General features: G+C 41.5%; 10 protein-coding genes and 1 tRNA gene. 3 read left to right on the top strand and 8 right to left on the bottom strand.

Annotated features, from left to right (window positions below; all coding sequences use genetic code 11):
• Positions 1 to 4,653, bottom strand: a 4,653-nt coding sequence (locus tag T391_RS0107425) for a beta strand repeat-containing protein (protein ID WP_034584112.1), incomplete at its 3' end; no start/stop codon positions are given.
• A 357-nt stretch (positions 4,654 to 5,010) separates the two neighbouring features.
• Between T391_RS0107425 and T391_RS0107415 the strand changes: the two genes are divergently transcribed.
• Positions 5,011 to 5,088, top strand: a tRNA-Met gene (locus T391_RS0107415).
• 46 nt (positions 5,089 to 5,134) lie between these two features.
• Here the strand turns inward: T391_RS0107415 and T391_RS0107410 are convergent.
• Genes T391_RS0107410 through T391_RS0107400 form a run of 3 tightly spaced genes read right to left on the bottom strand, consistent with a single transcriptional unit; the run spans position 5,135 to position 8,215 of the window.
• Positions 5,135 to 5,809, bottom strand: coding sequence for a 16S rRNA (uracil(1498)-N(3))-methyltransferase (locus T391_RS0107410; RefSeq protein ID WP_027327804.1), 675 nt, complete (start codon positions 5,807 to 5,809; stop codon positions 5,135 to 5,137).
• The gene (locus T391_RS0107405; RefSeq protein ID WP_027327803.1) at positions 5,809 to 6,231 is read right to left on the bottom strand and encodes a hypothetical protein; all 423 of its coding nucleotides are present in this window, start codon (positions 6,229 to 6,231) and stop codon (positions 5,809 to 5,811) included. Before T391_RS0107405 ends, T391_RS0107410 begins: the two co-directional genes overlap by 1 nt.
• A 10-nt stretch (positions 6,232 to 6,241) precedes the next feature.
• Positions 6,242 to 8,215, bottom strand: coding sequence for an OPT family oligopeptide transporter (locus tag T391_RS0107400; protein ID WP_027327802.1), 1,974 nt, complete (start codon positions 8,213 to 8,215; stop codon positions 6,242 to 6,244).
• A gap of 328 nt (positions 8,216 to 8,543) precedes the next feature.
• On the opposite strand from T391_RS0107400, the gene T391_RS0107395 reads away from it, so the two are divergent.
• Positions 8,544 to 9,779, top strand: coding sequence for a sulfite oxidase (locus T391_RS0107395; RefSeq protein WP_420806134.1), 1,236 nt, complete (start codon positions 8,544 to 8,546; stop codon positions 9,777 to 9,779).
• 11 nt (positions 9,780 to 9,790) lie between these two features.
• Positions 9,791 to 10,117: a hypothetical protein gene (locus tag T391_RS0107390; RefSeq protein ID WP_084340150.1), complete on the top strand. Its 327-nt coding sequence runs from the start codon at positions 9,791 to 9,793 to the stop codon at positions 10,115 to 10,117.
• A 97-nt stretch (positions 10,118 to 10,214) separates the two neighbouring features.
• On the opposite strand, the gene T391_RS0107385 is transcribed toward T391_RS0107390, so the two are convergent.
• From T391_RS0107385 to T391_RS0107370, 4 genes are all read right to left on the bottom strand, one after another.
• Positions 10,215 to 11,051, bottom strand: coding sequence for an NHL repeat-containing protein (locus T391_RS0107385; RefSeq protein WP_027327799.1), 837 nt, complete (start codon positions 11,049 to 11,051; stop codon positions 10,215 to 10,217).
• Positions 11,052 to 11,121: 70 nt separating this feature from the next.
• Positions 11,122 to 11,937 carry an AraC family transcriptional regulator gene (locus tag T391_RS0107380; protein ID WP_084340149.1) on the bottom strand — a complete coding sequence of 272 codons (816 nt, stop codon included), beginning with the start codon at positions 11,935 to 11,937 and terminating at the stop codon, positions 11,122 to 11,124.
• Positions 11,938 to 12,699, bottom strand: coding sequence for a tRNA 2-thiocytidine biosynthesis TtcA family protein (locus tag T391_RS0107375; protein WP_027327797.1), 762 nt, complete (start codon positions 12,697 to 12,699; stop codon positions 11,938 to 11,940).
• On the bottom strand, positions 12,696 to 14,009 hold the full coding sequence (locus T391_RS0107370) for an MFS transporter (protein WP_027327796.1): 1,314 nt from the start codon (positions 14,007 to 14,009) through the stop codon (positions 12,696 to 12,698). Before T391_RS0107370 ends, T391_RS0107375 begins: the two co-directional genes overlap by 4 nt.
• Between the last annotated feature and the right edge of the window lie 28 nt (positions 14,010 to 14,037).

The following is a 14,037-nucleotide window of genomic DNA, read 5'->3' as shown; positions in this document are numbered from 1 at the left end:
TCCCATTCTTTTATTTAAGGAGTTGAAGTTAGCAAGATAGAGATCAAGGTTGAGTGTGACAGCAGAAGCCATGACTACTTGATCTGCTTCTAAGATCCCCATACTTCTAGCACTTCCTACAAAGTAAGTGGTGTAGCCATTACCAGTACCACCATTTATGGCTCCTGCTTTGGTTGTCTTCTCTTCTGTGAGTGTGACACGAGCCACATCAAATCCTAAGACTGTATCTACTGCTTGGACATTTACTCCAGAGTTATCTTTCACAGTGGCGACTGCGATATTTTCTTTTTTGTTTGTGCCTCCTCCATTGTATTTGATCTCTTCAAGCTTGACACCATCATCAAAGATCACTCCAATATTGATAGGAGATTTGCCACCATTAGCACCACTTCCTTCAATGATCAAGCGATCTGAGTAGGCATATTTGCCGTAGGTGTTACCAGTACCACCACTAGCTACTGCTTGGAGTGCTTGTTGTGAATTTCCAGTAATGGCTTGCCCACCGATCTTTGTTCCATTGTTTTGCTCAGCATGAGGATTGGCATAGAGGAGGACTGTGGTCTCACCATTTCCTTTGACTCCACCTCCTACTTCTAGGACACGGAAATCTTTTCTATCTTTGTCTGCTTGGAATGAACTTCTTGCAGAATCTGTGAGATTGATCACATTGGATCTTCCATCACCTTTATCAATCGTAGTGATAGTGAATTTATCTCCCTTGAGATTAAGTGTAGAGCTAGAGACACCATTAGCAAAGGTGATGGTGGTGCTTCCAGTAGTTCTACCAGTCCCATTGGTTTCAATAGTCTTCACATCAAGAGTGGAGTTGATACCACTTGATTTGATATTGATGTTTGTGGTTCCACCTGTGGTGTTGATAGATCCACCGGTAGTTCCAGCTGCAACGCTCACTCCATTAGTTCCTGCATTTGTAGTCTTGCCTAGGATTCTAAGTGTAGAGCCATTGGAAGTGAAATCAATATTTGTCGTTCCACCCGCAGTGGTGATACTGCCATTCACTGTCCCAGTTTGTCCTGCACCCACTGTGAAAGTTGTGGTTGCATTACTTCCATTTTGTGTTTTGACGGAGTTATTGAGTATCCCACCAGAATTGAAGTCAAAGGAGATATGAGCTCCTGTGTTTGTGGCTGTTGTTGGAGCTGCTGCTTCAGCAGTTGCAGCAGCGACATAGAATCCAGCATTATCTCCAGTTACAGCTGTTCCTTTTAGTGTGAGTTGTGCTGTGCTATTGTCAAAAGAGAAATGATGTGTGCCATCTCCTGTAAATGTGACTTGATTGAAAGTTAGAGTAGTATCGCCTTCATCTCGAATAGAGAAGATGTTTTTCCCACCTGTATCTGCTTTGATGGTGGCTGTTCCATTGCTAGGATCTTTACTGATCTCATAACTTCCCTTTTTAGTGAAATCAAAGATATTTTCACCTCCATCTTTTGCAGTGATCGTGCCTTTGAGAGTGAGTTTGGAAACATTACCATTTCTCTCAGCTTCTCTTGAAGCTCCATTTGGATTAGCGAAATCAAATCTTGTCGAGCCATCCTTGCTAGTCTCGATAGTTCCTTGGATGGTAGAGGTTTTTGCAAGTTTAAAGACAGTGTTTCCACTCTCTGTGCTGATTTTAGCCGTTCCGTTACCATCTCCAATCTTTAGAGTTTGGTTGTCTTGAGTGAATTTAATGGTGTTGAAGCCGTAATTGTTTCCTTTGAACGCGACTGTTCCATTAGAATCTCCATTTTTGATGGTGTAGTTTTCACCGCTGCCACTGCCATTGGTTCTATTGAGACTGATGATGTTTTCAGCATATTGCTGACCATTGGTCCCAGTGGCTTCAAGAATGGCAAGTTGAATGGTGCTAGATTTAGTCATATTGATGAGAGTTTCTCCACCTGTGGTGAGGATCCCACCAGTTCCATTATCTCCAATCTTTAGAGTTTGAGTTTCTTTTTTGAACTCAATGATATTTTTTCCGACATTGACACCAGTTCCTTCGCTTCCATTTGGGCTTCTGCTTCCTGTGAAGGTGACCATCCCATTACCACCATTTCCACTGCTACCATTTTTGATGGTGTAGGTTCCATTGCCATTGGTTCCATTTCCAAGCTTGATAGTGTTTGTCCCTGTGGATGTAGCATCTAGGGTTGCTTGGAGATCTAGGGATTTGCCTTGATTTTCAAGAGTGATTTGGTTTTGTCCACCTTGAGATTTGATACTGCCTTGGATGGTGCCATTTCCACTGAAAGTGATCGAAGTTTGCCCACCTGTGGTGAGGATATTTCCTTTGAGCGTGCTATTTTCGATAGTTTTACTACTACTACTATTTCCATCTGCTCTGAAATTGATTTCTGTAGTTCCACCTGTTGTGTGGAGGGTGTGGTATTTGTCACTGGATCCATTGGGTCCGATGGTGAGAGTTGCTGATTGAAGTTGTGAATTTCCATTTTTACCTTGGAATGTGATGATATTTTTGCTGTTATTGCTTGAATCGGAGGAATTGGAGTTAAAAGTGATCGTGTCCCCAGATTGAGCACTGAGAGTGCCGTTGCTAGCTCCATCGTTTCTAGCGGCGGTAGCATTGCCATTATCAGCGGTGAAGATTAGGGTGTTTTGATCATGGGTTCCAGTTGCGATGATTTGACTAAACTTTCCGTGTTGGAGTTCTAGTTTGTTTTGAGCTCCGTTATTGGTTTCACTATTCTTACCGGCAGCTTTGATGGTGTGTGCAACGACTGTGATTCCGGATTTGGTCTCGATTCTGTTTTGGGGAGTACCTGAGCCATTTGTATCATAGCCATCATTGATGATGGTGTGTCCTCCAGTGGTGAGGAGTGTTCCCCTACCATTGTCTCCGATGTGAAGTGTTGCACCATCCTCTTTAAAACTGATGAGATTTTGTCCAACATTATTCCCACTTCCATTGGTCCCAGTGAAAGTAATGGTTCCACCTTTGGTATTTTTGAGAGTGTAGGTCCCGCCATTAGTATTTTGAGTGCTTGATGCAGTCTCACTAATGCCACCAAGATAGATGATATTGCGTCCCCTACTACTACTACCTCCTACAGCATTGAAAGCACCTTGGATGTCTAGGGATTTGCCAGAGGTTCCAAGATTGAAGACATTGTAGCCACTATTGCTCGCTTTGACATCTTTGGTGAGTGTTCCATTTGATTTGAAAGTGATAAGGTTAGTCGCATGTCCTTTGCTGCTTATAGTTGCACCATTGCTCACACTCTTTTTTGTTGCTCCGACAAAGACATCGATTGTCCCGTTTCCTTCAAAAGTGATGTCATTTCTCCCACCTTCTGTGAAAATGCTATCTATTTTTTTGGGAGAAGCTCCCCATGAGGAGGTGATCATCGCTCCATCTTGTTTGAAGATAATATTGTTGTAGCCTTGACCATAGTTTGTAGTAGTCCCTGTTCCGTTGCCGCCAGACTGTCCATTGCCGATACCAAGAGAGGCGAGGATACTTCCTCTCATCGAACCTTTTTCAAATGTGACATGGTTTCCGGCTTTGGTGTAATCAGAGTTATTGCCATTTGTGGATCCAGTCCCATAGGAGATGATGTCTCCAGTCATCACGATCGTGCTAGCTGAGCTCGCACCCTTGAAGGTCACGATCTTTTTCTGATGGTCGTTTCCTGTGTTTGAGCTAGCACTTGGTCCACCAGTTCCACCCATGATATTTCCATGCATCGTAGCACCCTCTTCAAAAGTGACAGAGAGATTTCCTATCTGGTTTCCATAAACTGTAAAATCACGGACATTCCCTTGTAACCCTCCGTTTTTGACTGTCACGGCTAGGTGGTGATATCGATTTTGAGTTGGGGATTGTTGAGTAGTTTGATCATTAGTAGTCTGATCGGCGTTGAAAATATCCCCTATGATTCTTCCAGATGAGTTATCTGTGAAATCGATGGTGATTTTGCTATTTATGTGCTCTTTGCCATCCCGATGCCAAAAGCCAGTCCGGATATTTCCTTCAAGATTGCCTTCTTTGATCTTGACTGTGTTATTGCCAGAAGCATCTATGAGCCAGATACTTCCCTTCATCCCCTTGCCCAAAGTGGCAGTGAAGGTATCAAGGAGACCCCGATTTGTTGATTGATTCTGGATTTCAATATTTCCAATCAGAGAGGGACCCCCTCCTGTTGGAGCACCGATGTCTAGGATAAATGTCTTGTCTGCTTCGTAACCGTAGTTTACTCGCAGAGTGTTTGATATATGTCCTTCCTTAATCTGATCGTCATTCATCGTCTCACCCAATCTTAAACCTTTTCCATCAGTGATTTTGAGCTCGACTTTGTCTCCACTTGTGTGAATAGTTCTCGCTCCATTGAAGTATGGATCTTGAGTGGGTGTATCAGAAGTGGATGGTGAGTCAAATTGGATGTATAGATTGACTGGAGTTTTAGTGCCACCACCTGGAAGACTCCAAGTAGGAGTTACGGTGGGGGTATAGTAGTTACCACTACTATCACTTGTACCCCCATTTGCGTCTACCGTATCCCAAGTCAGATTGTTTGGTCCTGATGATGATCCTGCTTTATAAGCTTCGCTACTTTTATCCACTCCATCTACGCAAAAGATCGGTCGATTATTGCCATTTGATTGTGTTGAAGCACAGGTATTTGCCATCACAAAAGAGCTAGAAAGTGTCAGTGCTAGAGAACTAGCAATCAGTGGTTTGAAAAGACCTGAAGTCTTAGAATGATTTATCCCCCCCCCCCTATATAATTTGGAAGCTTAGGATGTTTCATATTTATTTCCTTGTCTATTTGATATATTTGCTTGTATTAGGATGAGTCCATAAAAAGCGGCGGGACTATACAATAAAAATCAGGAATTTTTATTTACAAACTAGAATTTGGATCAAATACTAAATAGGATCAAATAGTTTTTGGAGATTTGATGGAGAAAAAGTGTCAAAGGTTGTGAGCTTTTATGATTTATTGACTTTTTGAAATTTTTTCTGATAGAATTCCGCCTTTGTGTGTCAGGGTAGCTCAGCTGGTTTAGAGCGCTGGTCTCATAAGCCGGAGGTCGGGGGTTCAAGTCCCCCCCTTGACACCAAAGACTTCATTTTCTTCCAATATCAAATCAAACAAATCTAAATATTTTATCGATGCAATGCTTGCAATAGACTTGCGACATAGATGCATGCACTCTCAGAGCGCAAGATCATTGATTCTTGTGTGGAATAAGTCGGGAGATGTCTAAGTCGCTCTTTTTCTTTTGGGCTAAATCCTCCTTCTGGACCGATTAGGATAGGGAGTTTTGGGTGTGAGGTGAGCTTGCGTCCTCCAAAGTCAAAGAGGGCAATTTGGGGATAAAGCATCAAAACACTATCGAGGTTTTCTAGGATTTCTAGCTGGACTTTGTCGCTTCTTCCGCATTGTTGGGATGAGTTGATGAGGATTTTTTCTATTTTGTCTAGTTCGAGTTTTTCATTTCTTTGAGAGTAGTCAGCAAAGAAAAGAGTGAGTTTGGAAAGACCAAGCTCATTGAGAAATGGGAGAGCCTTTTGCAAAGATTTGGAATCGATTCGGGCTAGGATGATGTGTGAGTGATGAGTGGGTGTGTTGGGTGAGTGGATTTGTGTGTGGAGTGTAAGTGTGGCACTTTTTTTGTCAATTTGTGTTTGTTTGTATTGATAGAGTTGATCATCACAAAGATTTCTTAGATAGAGGACTTGGGTGTGTTTGGTGCGTCTTGATTTGTAGAGATGGATGAATTGTTCTCCTTGGATCAGAATGGTTTGATCTCCAGCATTTGGGTGATAGAGAAATTGCATCAATGGCTCCCAAAAAATAGAAGTGCAAAGCCTAGGAGGTTGAGACTATAGAGAATTTTGCAGAATCTGACATATTTGAGCATGGCTTGCTCATTGGTGCGTCTTGCGACTTTGAGGATTTTGATCCTGATGATTTCTCCACATAAGACAAAGAGCCAATAAGCCCACATCCCTATGACAAATGGTGAGGTATAGAGATTTTGTGTGATGGAGACATTGATCCCACTTAGAAATGCGATGGATAGCAAAAAAAAGATCAAAGGCATGGTGTACCAGATTTTTTTGTTGAGTGAGGCAAAATTTTTATAGGCGAAGAGTGTGAAGAGATTGAGTGCGAAAGGAAAGGCAAAAAAAGCACTAAAAAAGGCATGATAAAACACGAGATCTGAGAAAGCTTGTTGCATCGCGTTGAGTTCTTCCATGGTTTATCTCCTATTGATTGGATCGTGTGAGGGATCTGTAGATAATGACTAGAGCGATCACAAAGAAAGTAAAGCCTAGAACTTTATCGATCCCGTGAGTGAAAGCACTTAAATCTAAAAAGGCACCATCCCCTCCATTGCCAATAGAGATCACAATGATGGCTGCAAGAATGATTCCCATCAAGCTCTCTCCCACAATCAGACCGGATGAGAGCAAAATCCCTTGGCGCTTGAAGTTTGCTTTTTGATGTTCTGGGATTTGCTTGGAAGCAAAATAAGCCAAAAGCGCCCCAAAGAAGATCGGAATCGTCACAATGGGTGGGAGATAGATTCCCATACCAATTGCAAGAGGAGGGAAGGAGATATGCTTCTTTTTGGTAAAAAAATCCAAGATGATCAAAGCAATCCCAAGCATTACCCCTATACCGATATGAAACCAGTCTAGAGTATTTTTGAAGATTCCTTGAGCGATTGAACTCATAAGAAGGGCTTGAGGCACACTTAGAGCATTGACCTCACTCATCCCCTCTCGTGGAAGATGTCCTACAAATCCATAGGCTTCATAGAGTAAGTTGAGCACTGGAGCGATCACAGAAGCTCCTACGATACAACCAATGATGAGAATAAATTCTTGCTTCCAAGGTGTTGCGCCTACAAGCTGGCCTGTTTTGAGATCTTGGAGATTGTCATTGGCAATGGTGGCAATTGCGATCACAACAGAGGTAGAAAATAGGGCAAGTGCTGTGAAAAATCGTGCATTTTCACCAAGCACATCAAGAGAGTAAAAGTTGGCAACCCCCAAAATGACCAATGAAAGCAAAACAACTCCAATGATTCCGATTCCTGAGATTGGGCTTGAAGAAGATCCTACAAGTCCTGCCATATAGCCACATGTGGCAGAGACAAAAAATCCAATCAATACAGAGCCAAAACAAGTGATCAAAATAAGACTCCAAGCAATCAATGGAGAAAAAGAAACATCAGAAACAAATTGATAAAAAATCCCTACAAGAAGTATGATGATGACAAAAAAGATCAATGCCATCCATTTGAGTGGAATATCTTGAGGGGCATTGGTCTGAATGATAAAAGAGTTTTTAAGTCCGATAAATGTGGGTTTGAGCATCATGATAAGAGTCCAGATCGCTGAGATTCCAATCACTCCTACACCGATGAAGCGCACCTGATCTTGCCAGACTTGAGTGCCAAATTTTTCAAGAACTTCAGATGCAATATGATGAGATGGAAGGAGTGAGGATGCGCTCATAAAGAGGGAAAAATCAGCATTTTGGAGACTCAAGTAGGGGACAAGGATTCCCCAAGCTAAGATGATCCCAAACAAAATCGCACTTCCTACACTTAATCCCACAAGCCATCCAGCACCCACAAGTGCGAGTGAGAATTCTATGGGGATTTGAAAAATGGCTTTTCCAAAATGAAAGAAATATCCAAAACCATCTGAAGTGAGGCGCATCCCTTGGGAAAGAAAGATAGAGAGAGAAGAGAGCGAGGCTCCAAGAAGCATCTCTTTGAAACCCTTTTCTCTTTTGTCCCCAAGTTTTAAAACTTCTGCAGCAGCACGACCCTCTGGATAGGGGAGCTTATTTTTTTCTACAAGTTCGATTCTAAAAGGAATGGTGAAAAGAACACCCAAAATCCCTCCGCACGCACAGATGAGGAATGTATGCCAAAAGTCAAAACCATTCCAATATCCCACAAGGAATAAAGAGGGGATGATGAAGACTGTGGCAGAGAGTGTGCCTGCGGCTGAGACTTGGGATTGCACGATATTGTTTTCTAAGATATTGCTATTGCCTAGGAGTTTGAATAAAGCCATCGCAAGGACAGCTGCTGGGATAGATGAGGCAAATGTCAGTCCAACTTTTAGTCCAAGATAGACATTGGCTGTTGTGAAGATCAATGTGATGAAAACTCCAAGTAAAAGACCGCGAAGGGTGATTTCTCGCTTTTGTTTTGGTTGCATCGAAAAATCCTTTGATTGCTTGCATTATGGTGGTGCAAATTTTATTATAGAAATCTTGTTTTGATCACTGGATTGATGATGGATTGGAGATCAAATCACATCACTAATCGCATCAAAGGTAAAAAAATTTTTGTTTTATAGATTGCATTGTCTAGGATTCAAGATAAAATTCGCTCCGCAATTTTTGCAAGCATATAGATCGCATATTGCTTTGATTTGTTCAACATAAAAATAATAGACATAGTAAGGAGTTTAAGTGAAAAAAGGAATTCATGAAAAATATGCTCAAGATCCACAAAAAGCTGATCTTGAGGTTTTTGGACGAGAAGTGGATCCAGTGAGCAGAAGAGGGTTTTTGAAAAAAACTTCTCTTTTGACTATGGCATCTATCGTGGGAGCAAATATCCCATTTGCTCAAAATATGCCAGGAGGCTTGATCCCAGCATTGCTAGCCAATAGCGATCAGCCCTTTAGTGTAGAGGGTAAAGATGGGTTGATCTATCTCAATGATCGTCCAGTCAATGCTGAAACCCCTCCTCAATTTTTGGATAGTCCTTTTACTGAGCCTAAGTATTTTTTCATCAGAAATAATGGAACACCCCCAGAGCTTAAAGACATCGATCCTTCAAAATGGACTTTGGAAATCTCAGGAGAATCTTGCAAAAAGCCTATGAAATTTAGCATCGAGGATCTGAAGAAGAAGTTCAAAACCTACACTTATGCGCTTGTGATCGAGTGTGGTGGAAATAATCGTGAAGAGGTTGTCCCAGCAACAAAAGGTAATCAATGGCAGGTTGGAGCTGTGGGATGTGGAAGATGGACTGGTGTGAGACTAAGAGATGTGCTTGAGCATTGTGGAATCAAAAAAGATGCGGTGTATATCGGATTTTATGGTGCGGATACACGCCTTGATGGAGATACAAGCAAAGAAGTGATCTCTAGGGGTGTTCCTATGAAAAAAGCCCTTGAGGATGAGACATTGATCGCTTGGGAATATGAGGGAGGAGAGATCCCTTATATGAATGGATATCCTTTGAGACTTGTGATAGGTGGATGGCCTGCTTCAGTTTCAGGTAAATGGCTGACAAAAATCGTTGTAAGAAATAAGGTGCATGATGGAGAAAAGATGAATGGACAATCTTATCGAGTCCCATGCAAACCTGTTGCGCCTGGAGAGAAAGTGGATGACAAAGATATGTGCATCATGGAATCTATGATCGTCAAGTCCATCATCACTCACCCCGTATCAGGGACAAAAACACCGCTCAATAAAACCCTTGATCTCAGAGGAAAGGCATGGGCTGGTGATCGATCTGTCAAAGAGATGTATGTCAGTATCGATTTTGGAGTCACTTGGCAAAAAGCAAAGCTTAAAAAACCTCTAAATCGCCTAGCATGGCAAGAGTGGAGTGCAAGTGTCAAATTCCCACAAGAGGGATATTATGAAGTGTGGGCAAGGGCAGTGGATGATAAAGGAGATTCTCAACCCATGGTTTTACCAGGATGGAATCCAAGAGGTTATCTCAACAATGCTTGTCATAGAATCGCAGTGCGCGTGATCTAGGGAGGAGTTTGATGAGACACATAGCATTATGTCTATTGGCTTGTCTTTCTCTTTGGGGGGTAGAGATCGATAAAGAGACAGGTTTGAAAGTCGCAAAGGGATTGGATGTGGTCAAAGCAAATTGCACTGCTTGCCATTCTGCAAGTTTTATCACCCAATCCAAACTCAATCGTGAGGAATGGCTTGCTGCGATTCGATGGATGCAAGAGACTCAAGGATTGTGGGAATTTGATCCTGAGACTGAAGATGTGATTTTGACTTATTTATCGACTCAATATCCACAAGCCAATACTTCAAGACGAAGACCGCAGCTTAAAGCAGAGTTTTTGCCTAAGTGATTTGAGATCATCTCTTCTTGGAAAACTAAGAAGAGATGGTTTTGAAACACTTGATGATGGATTGTGCTGATCCCCCCCCCCCACTTTTTTGCTTTTGCTATTGTGTGATTTTTAAAATCTTATTTTCAATCATGGCTGGAATCCAAAGCACTCCATCATGATAGAAAATATCTGCACAGCCCTTGATCGGACGGATGGGGAGCTTGGAGGATTTTCCATCGGAGTTGATTTGATACACAACTCCTTCAAGATTGTTCCCCCATGCACTTACAAGTAGATTTCCCCTCTTATCTTTTGTGATTCCATCCATGAAGCCTTTGGCATCAGAAAATTGTGAAATTTTTTTGTTTTTGAGATTGATTTTGAGCACTTGCCCTTCAGCTTTTTGGGCTGGATCATAGGTTGCTACCCATAGGGTATTTCCCTCAATCATCAATCCATTGGGACCTCCACCATATTTTGAACTTTCAAGAGTGATGAAATCTTGATAGCTTTTTTGCTTAAGATTGATTTTGTGGATCTTTCCGCTACCTGTATCACTGATATATAGTGTATTTTTGCCCTGTGTGGTGATGTCATTGAGAAAAATTGCTCCATCAATTTTGAGTGTGAAGACTTGCTTCTTGCTCTTTAGATCAAAGCCTTTGAGTGTATCGATATCTGTGACATATAAAACTCCATCGATGATTCCCATTCCTTTGGGTGCATCAAGATTTTCTATTTTCTCTAGCACTTTGCCATCTATGCTTAGTTTAAGAATAAATCCATCCCCATCTTTTTCCAAAGGTTTGACTTCTTTGCCAAGATTACTCACATAGATAGCATCTTTTGTAGCATAAACGCTCTCTGGGCTTGCAAATCCATCCAATTCTTGGATATTGAGCGCAAGTGCCAAAGAAGCACAGAGAGAAAGGGTAGAAAGTGTTTTGAACATAATTGTCTCCTTAAATTAAGATGTGGGAAATTCTAAAAAATACGCGAGTGAAAAAATAGTAGTTTTTTGACTAAATATAAGAGTTTTTTGCAATTTTTTGGAATTGCTTGGGGGTTAAGCCATAGTTTTCTTTAAAACGCTTGATAAACCATGCACAAGAGCCAAAATTGAGATCTGTAGCGATTTGTGTGATGTTTTTGTCGCTTAAAAGAAGCATTTTTTTGGCTTGAGAGAATCTTTGGAGATCGAGCCATTCTTTGGGGCTGATGCCCACTTCATTTTTGAATCTTTTACTGAAGAGAGATGGAGGAAGTTTGAGAGTGTGTGCCATCTCTTCAACACTTTCAAAGAGATAGTTGTGTGAGGTGAGTTGGTTGAGGAGTGTGTGGCTTCTTGAGTGGATATGCTTGAGAAATGCAAGTGTGGGGGATGGATGAAAGTGTAAAAGAAGCAAGAGAAGTTCTTGAAATTTGAGTGAGAGAAAATGCGATTGTGTGAGAAGCGTGAAATTGAGTGAGTGAAAAAACTCATAGAGGGTGTGATGAGGTTTGAAAGTTTTTTGAAAAGATTGATGAGAATTGGTGCATTTTTGATGGAGCAAAACATCTTCATTGAAGAAAAAAAGCAAAGCTTGATAAGAGTTTTTGAGAGGGATATTGCTAAAAGTATATGAACCTTTGGGGATGAAGATGCACTCATGGGCTTGAAGGGTGAAAGTATCATTGGTAGTGGAGAGATGTTTTTGTCCTTCGAGCACAAAAAGAAGTGCGTCATTTTGAAAAAATGATTTTTGATGAATGATTTGGTGTGTGCAATGATATTTGAGCAAGATCCCATGAGGGGATGTAAATCGCTCCCCTTTGAGATCTTGTGGGATGAGAATCATTTATCGATCCAAAAATCTAGGATCTGAGAAGCTATTGGCGTGAAGATTGCTAAAGGCATTTTTGAGAGAGGTGAAAAACTCTGGATTCTTCTCTTCTAAACTTGCTAAGAATTGCTTAGTAGCCTCTCTAGCAATTGGGGGTTTATCCGAATCTGGTCTGCGCGCTGGGCAAGTGCAGGCGGGAGTGGTGGGGATATTTTGAGAGAGGACAAAGTCTCTTGTCTGTCGCTCTCTTACATGGATTAGAGGGCGGATGACATATAGGCCATTTTCTGCCTTATAAATTGGTGCCATACTGCGCAATGCTCCATTATAAGTGAGATTCATAAAAAAGCTCTCAGCTGCATCATCAAGATGGTGAGCGATGGCGACTTTGTTGCATCCAAGCTCTAATGCTTTGCTATAGAGTGCCCCACGACGCATACGAGAGCAAAAACTACAATAAGAGCTTCTCTCACGGCGTTTTTCTACGATTGTATCCATAATGGTGGTGTAATACACTTGATGGTTGATCCCTTGCTCAGCACAGAGTTTCTCAAGCCAAGAAAAATCCTCACCAATCCCATAATGTACAGTCACTGCAATATAGTCAAACTTAAAGGGAGCATGGCGTTTCATCCGCTCCAAAAGGCAGGCTAGAAGAATAGAATCTTTGCCTCCACTTAGTCCTAAAAGGACTTTATCCCCTTCTCCTATGAGATTGTATTGGGCGTTGGTTCGCCCAACGGTGTTGAGAATCTTTTTGCTAATCGTGTAAGTCATTTGAGTTGCTCCTTGATTGATGTTTCATCTGTGATTTGTGGATTGAATTTAATCACCAATGTTTCTTGAGTGTAATAATAATCTGTGATTCCTTGGATGGAAGATAGATGTGTGAGATTGCATTGGTTTGTGGGGATGAAGAGAGTTTTTTGCCTGATTGGATTTTGGAGCAAAAAGAGTAAGCATAAAATCCAAAGTATGCAAATCCCTCCGATCAAAAGTGAGAGGGCAAAGAGCCCCATATAGCTATAGAGCACTCCTCCTAATACTGCTCCAAGAAATGAGCCTAGGAATCCAAAGGTTGTGAATAATCCTAGTGCTGAGCTTCGTTGATATGCCTTGGGATATCTGCTTGCTAGAGATTGCATAATGGGCTCATGAATATCCAATGCGATAAAAAAGACAAGAATCCCAAGGATAAAAATCCATAGAATCTGAAAATAATCAGCGATGCAAAATAGAGCAAAGCAAATCCCAAAAGCGATGATCCCTGCAATCATTGTGCCTTTGAAACGCCCGTATTTCTCAGCTATGATGCTGGCTGGAGCCATAGCAAAAATCCCCAAAATTCCTGCAGGTGCGTAAAATTTCCAAAGCTCATCAGCCTTGAAATCAAAATCCTTAAATAGCACGATGGGAATGATGATAAAGCCAAGATTGACCAATGCTTTTTGCAAAAATGAACTTAGATGCATCATCCATAGATTGGGATCTTTGAGATAGGAAGAATGAGTTGAGGTGTAATGATAGGAGTAGTGGATTTTCTCTCCTTTGGGGACTTTGAGAATGAGGATGATGAATCCTATGATGCAAACAAAAGCTGCTAGAAAAAATAGACTTTTGATTCCAAAATAGCTTGCAATGAGTGGGCCAAAAATCATGGCAAACAAAAAGGCAAATGAAATCCCCCCACCCATCATCGCCATAGCCTTGGTGCGATGCTCTTCTGGTGTGAGATCAGCCAAAAGTGCTGTGATCACGCTAGAGATGGCTCCACATCCTTGAAGCAATCGACCAAGCACTAAGAGATAGATATCATCTGCAAAAGCACACACCAAAGAACCAATGATAAAAATCACAAGGCCAATGGCAATGATGAGGCGTTTATCAAGTTTGTCTCCTAAGATTCCAAAAGGGGTTTGAAAGATGATCTGAGTGAGGGCATACCCTCCCACAGCAAGTCCCACCATCAAAGGAGTGGCACCCAAAGAGAGGGCATGGATAGAGATGATGGGGATGACGACAAAAAGCCCAAAGAATCGAAGAGAGGAAATGAGTGTGAGTGGATAGGTTAGCTTGAATAAATTCATGTTTTATCCTTATAATTTGATTGAAAAT

Source organism: Helicobacter pametensis ATCC 51478 (assembly GCF_000518225.1).
Lineage (GTDB): Bacteria > Campylobacterota > Campylobacteria > Campylobacterales > Helicobacteraceae > Helicobacter_G > Helicobacter_G pametensis.
This window is presented reverse-complemented; position numbering and strand designations above follow the sequence as displayed.

Excerpts from the sequence above, each read along its gene's own strand:
- T391_RS0107410 (WP_027327804.1), bottom strand. The coding sequence starts at position 5,809 with ATGCAATTTCTCTATCACCCAAATGCTGGAGATCAAACCATTCTGATC.
- T391_RS0107380 (WP_084340149.1), bottom strand. The coding sequence starts at position 11,937 with ATGATTCTCATCCCACAAGATCTCAAAGGGGAGCGATTTACATCCCCT.
- T391_RS0107400 (WP_027327802.1), bottom strand. The coding sequence starts at position 8,215 with ATGCAACCAAAACAAAAGCGAGAAATCACCCTTCGCGGTCTTTTACTT.
- T391_RS0107405 (WP_027327803.1), bottom strand. The coding sequence starts at position 6,231 with ATGGAAGAACTCAACGCGATGCAACAAGCTTTCTCAGATCTCGTGTTT.
- T391_RS0107375 (WP_027327797.1), bottom strand. The coding sequence starts at position 12,699 with ATGACTTACACGATTAGCAAAAAGATTCTCAACACCGTTGGGCGAACC.
- T391_RS0107385 (WP_027327799.1), bottom strand. The coding sequence starts at position 11,051 with ATGTTCAAAACACTTTCTACCCTTTCTCTCTGTGCTTCTTTGGCACTT.
- T391_RS0107390 (WP_084340150.1), top strand. The coding sequence starts at position 9,791 with ATGAGACACATAGCATTATGTCTATTGGCTTGTCTTTCTCTTTGGGGG.
- T391_RS0107370 (WP_027327796.1), bottom strand. The coding sequence starts at position 14,009 with ATGAATTTATTCAAGCTAACCTATCCACTCACACTCATTTCCTCTCTT.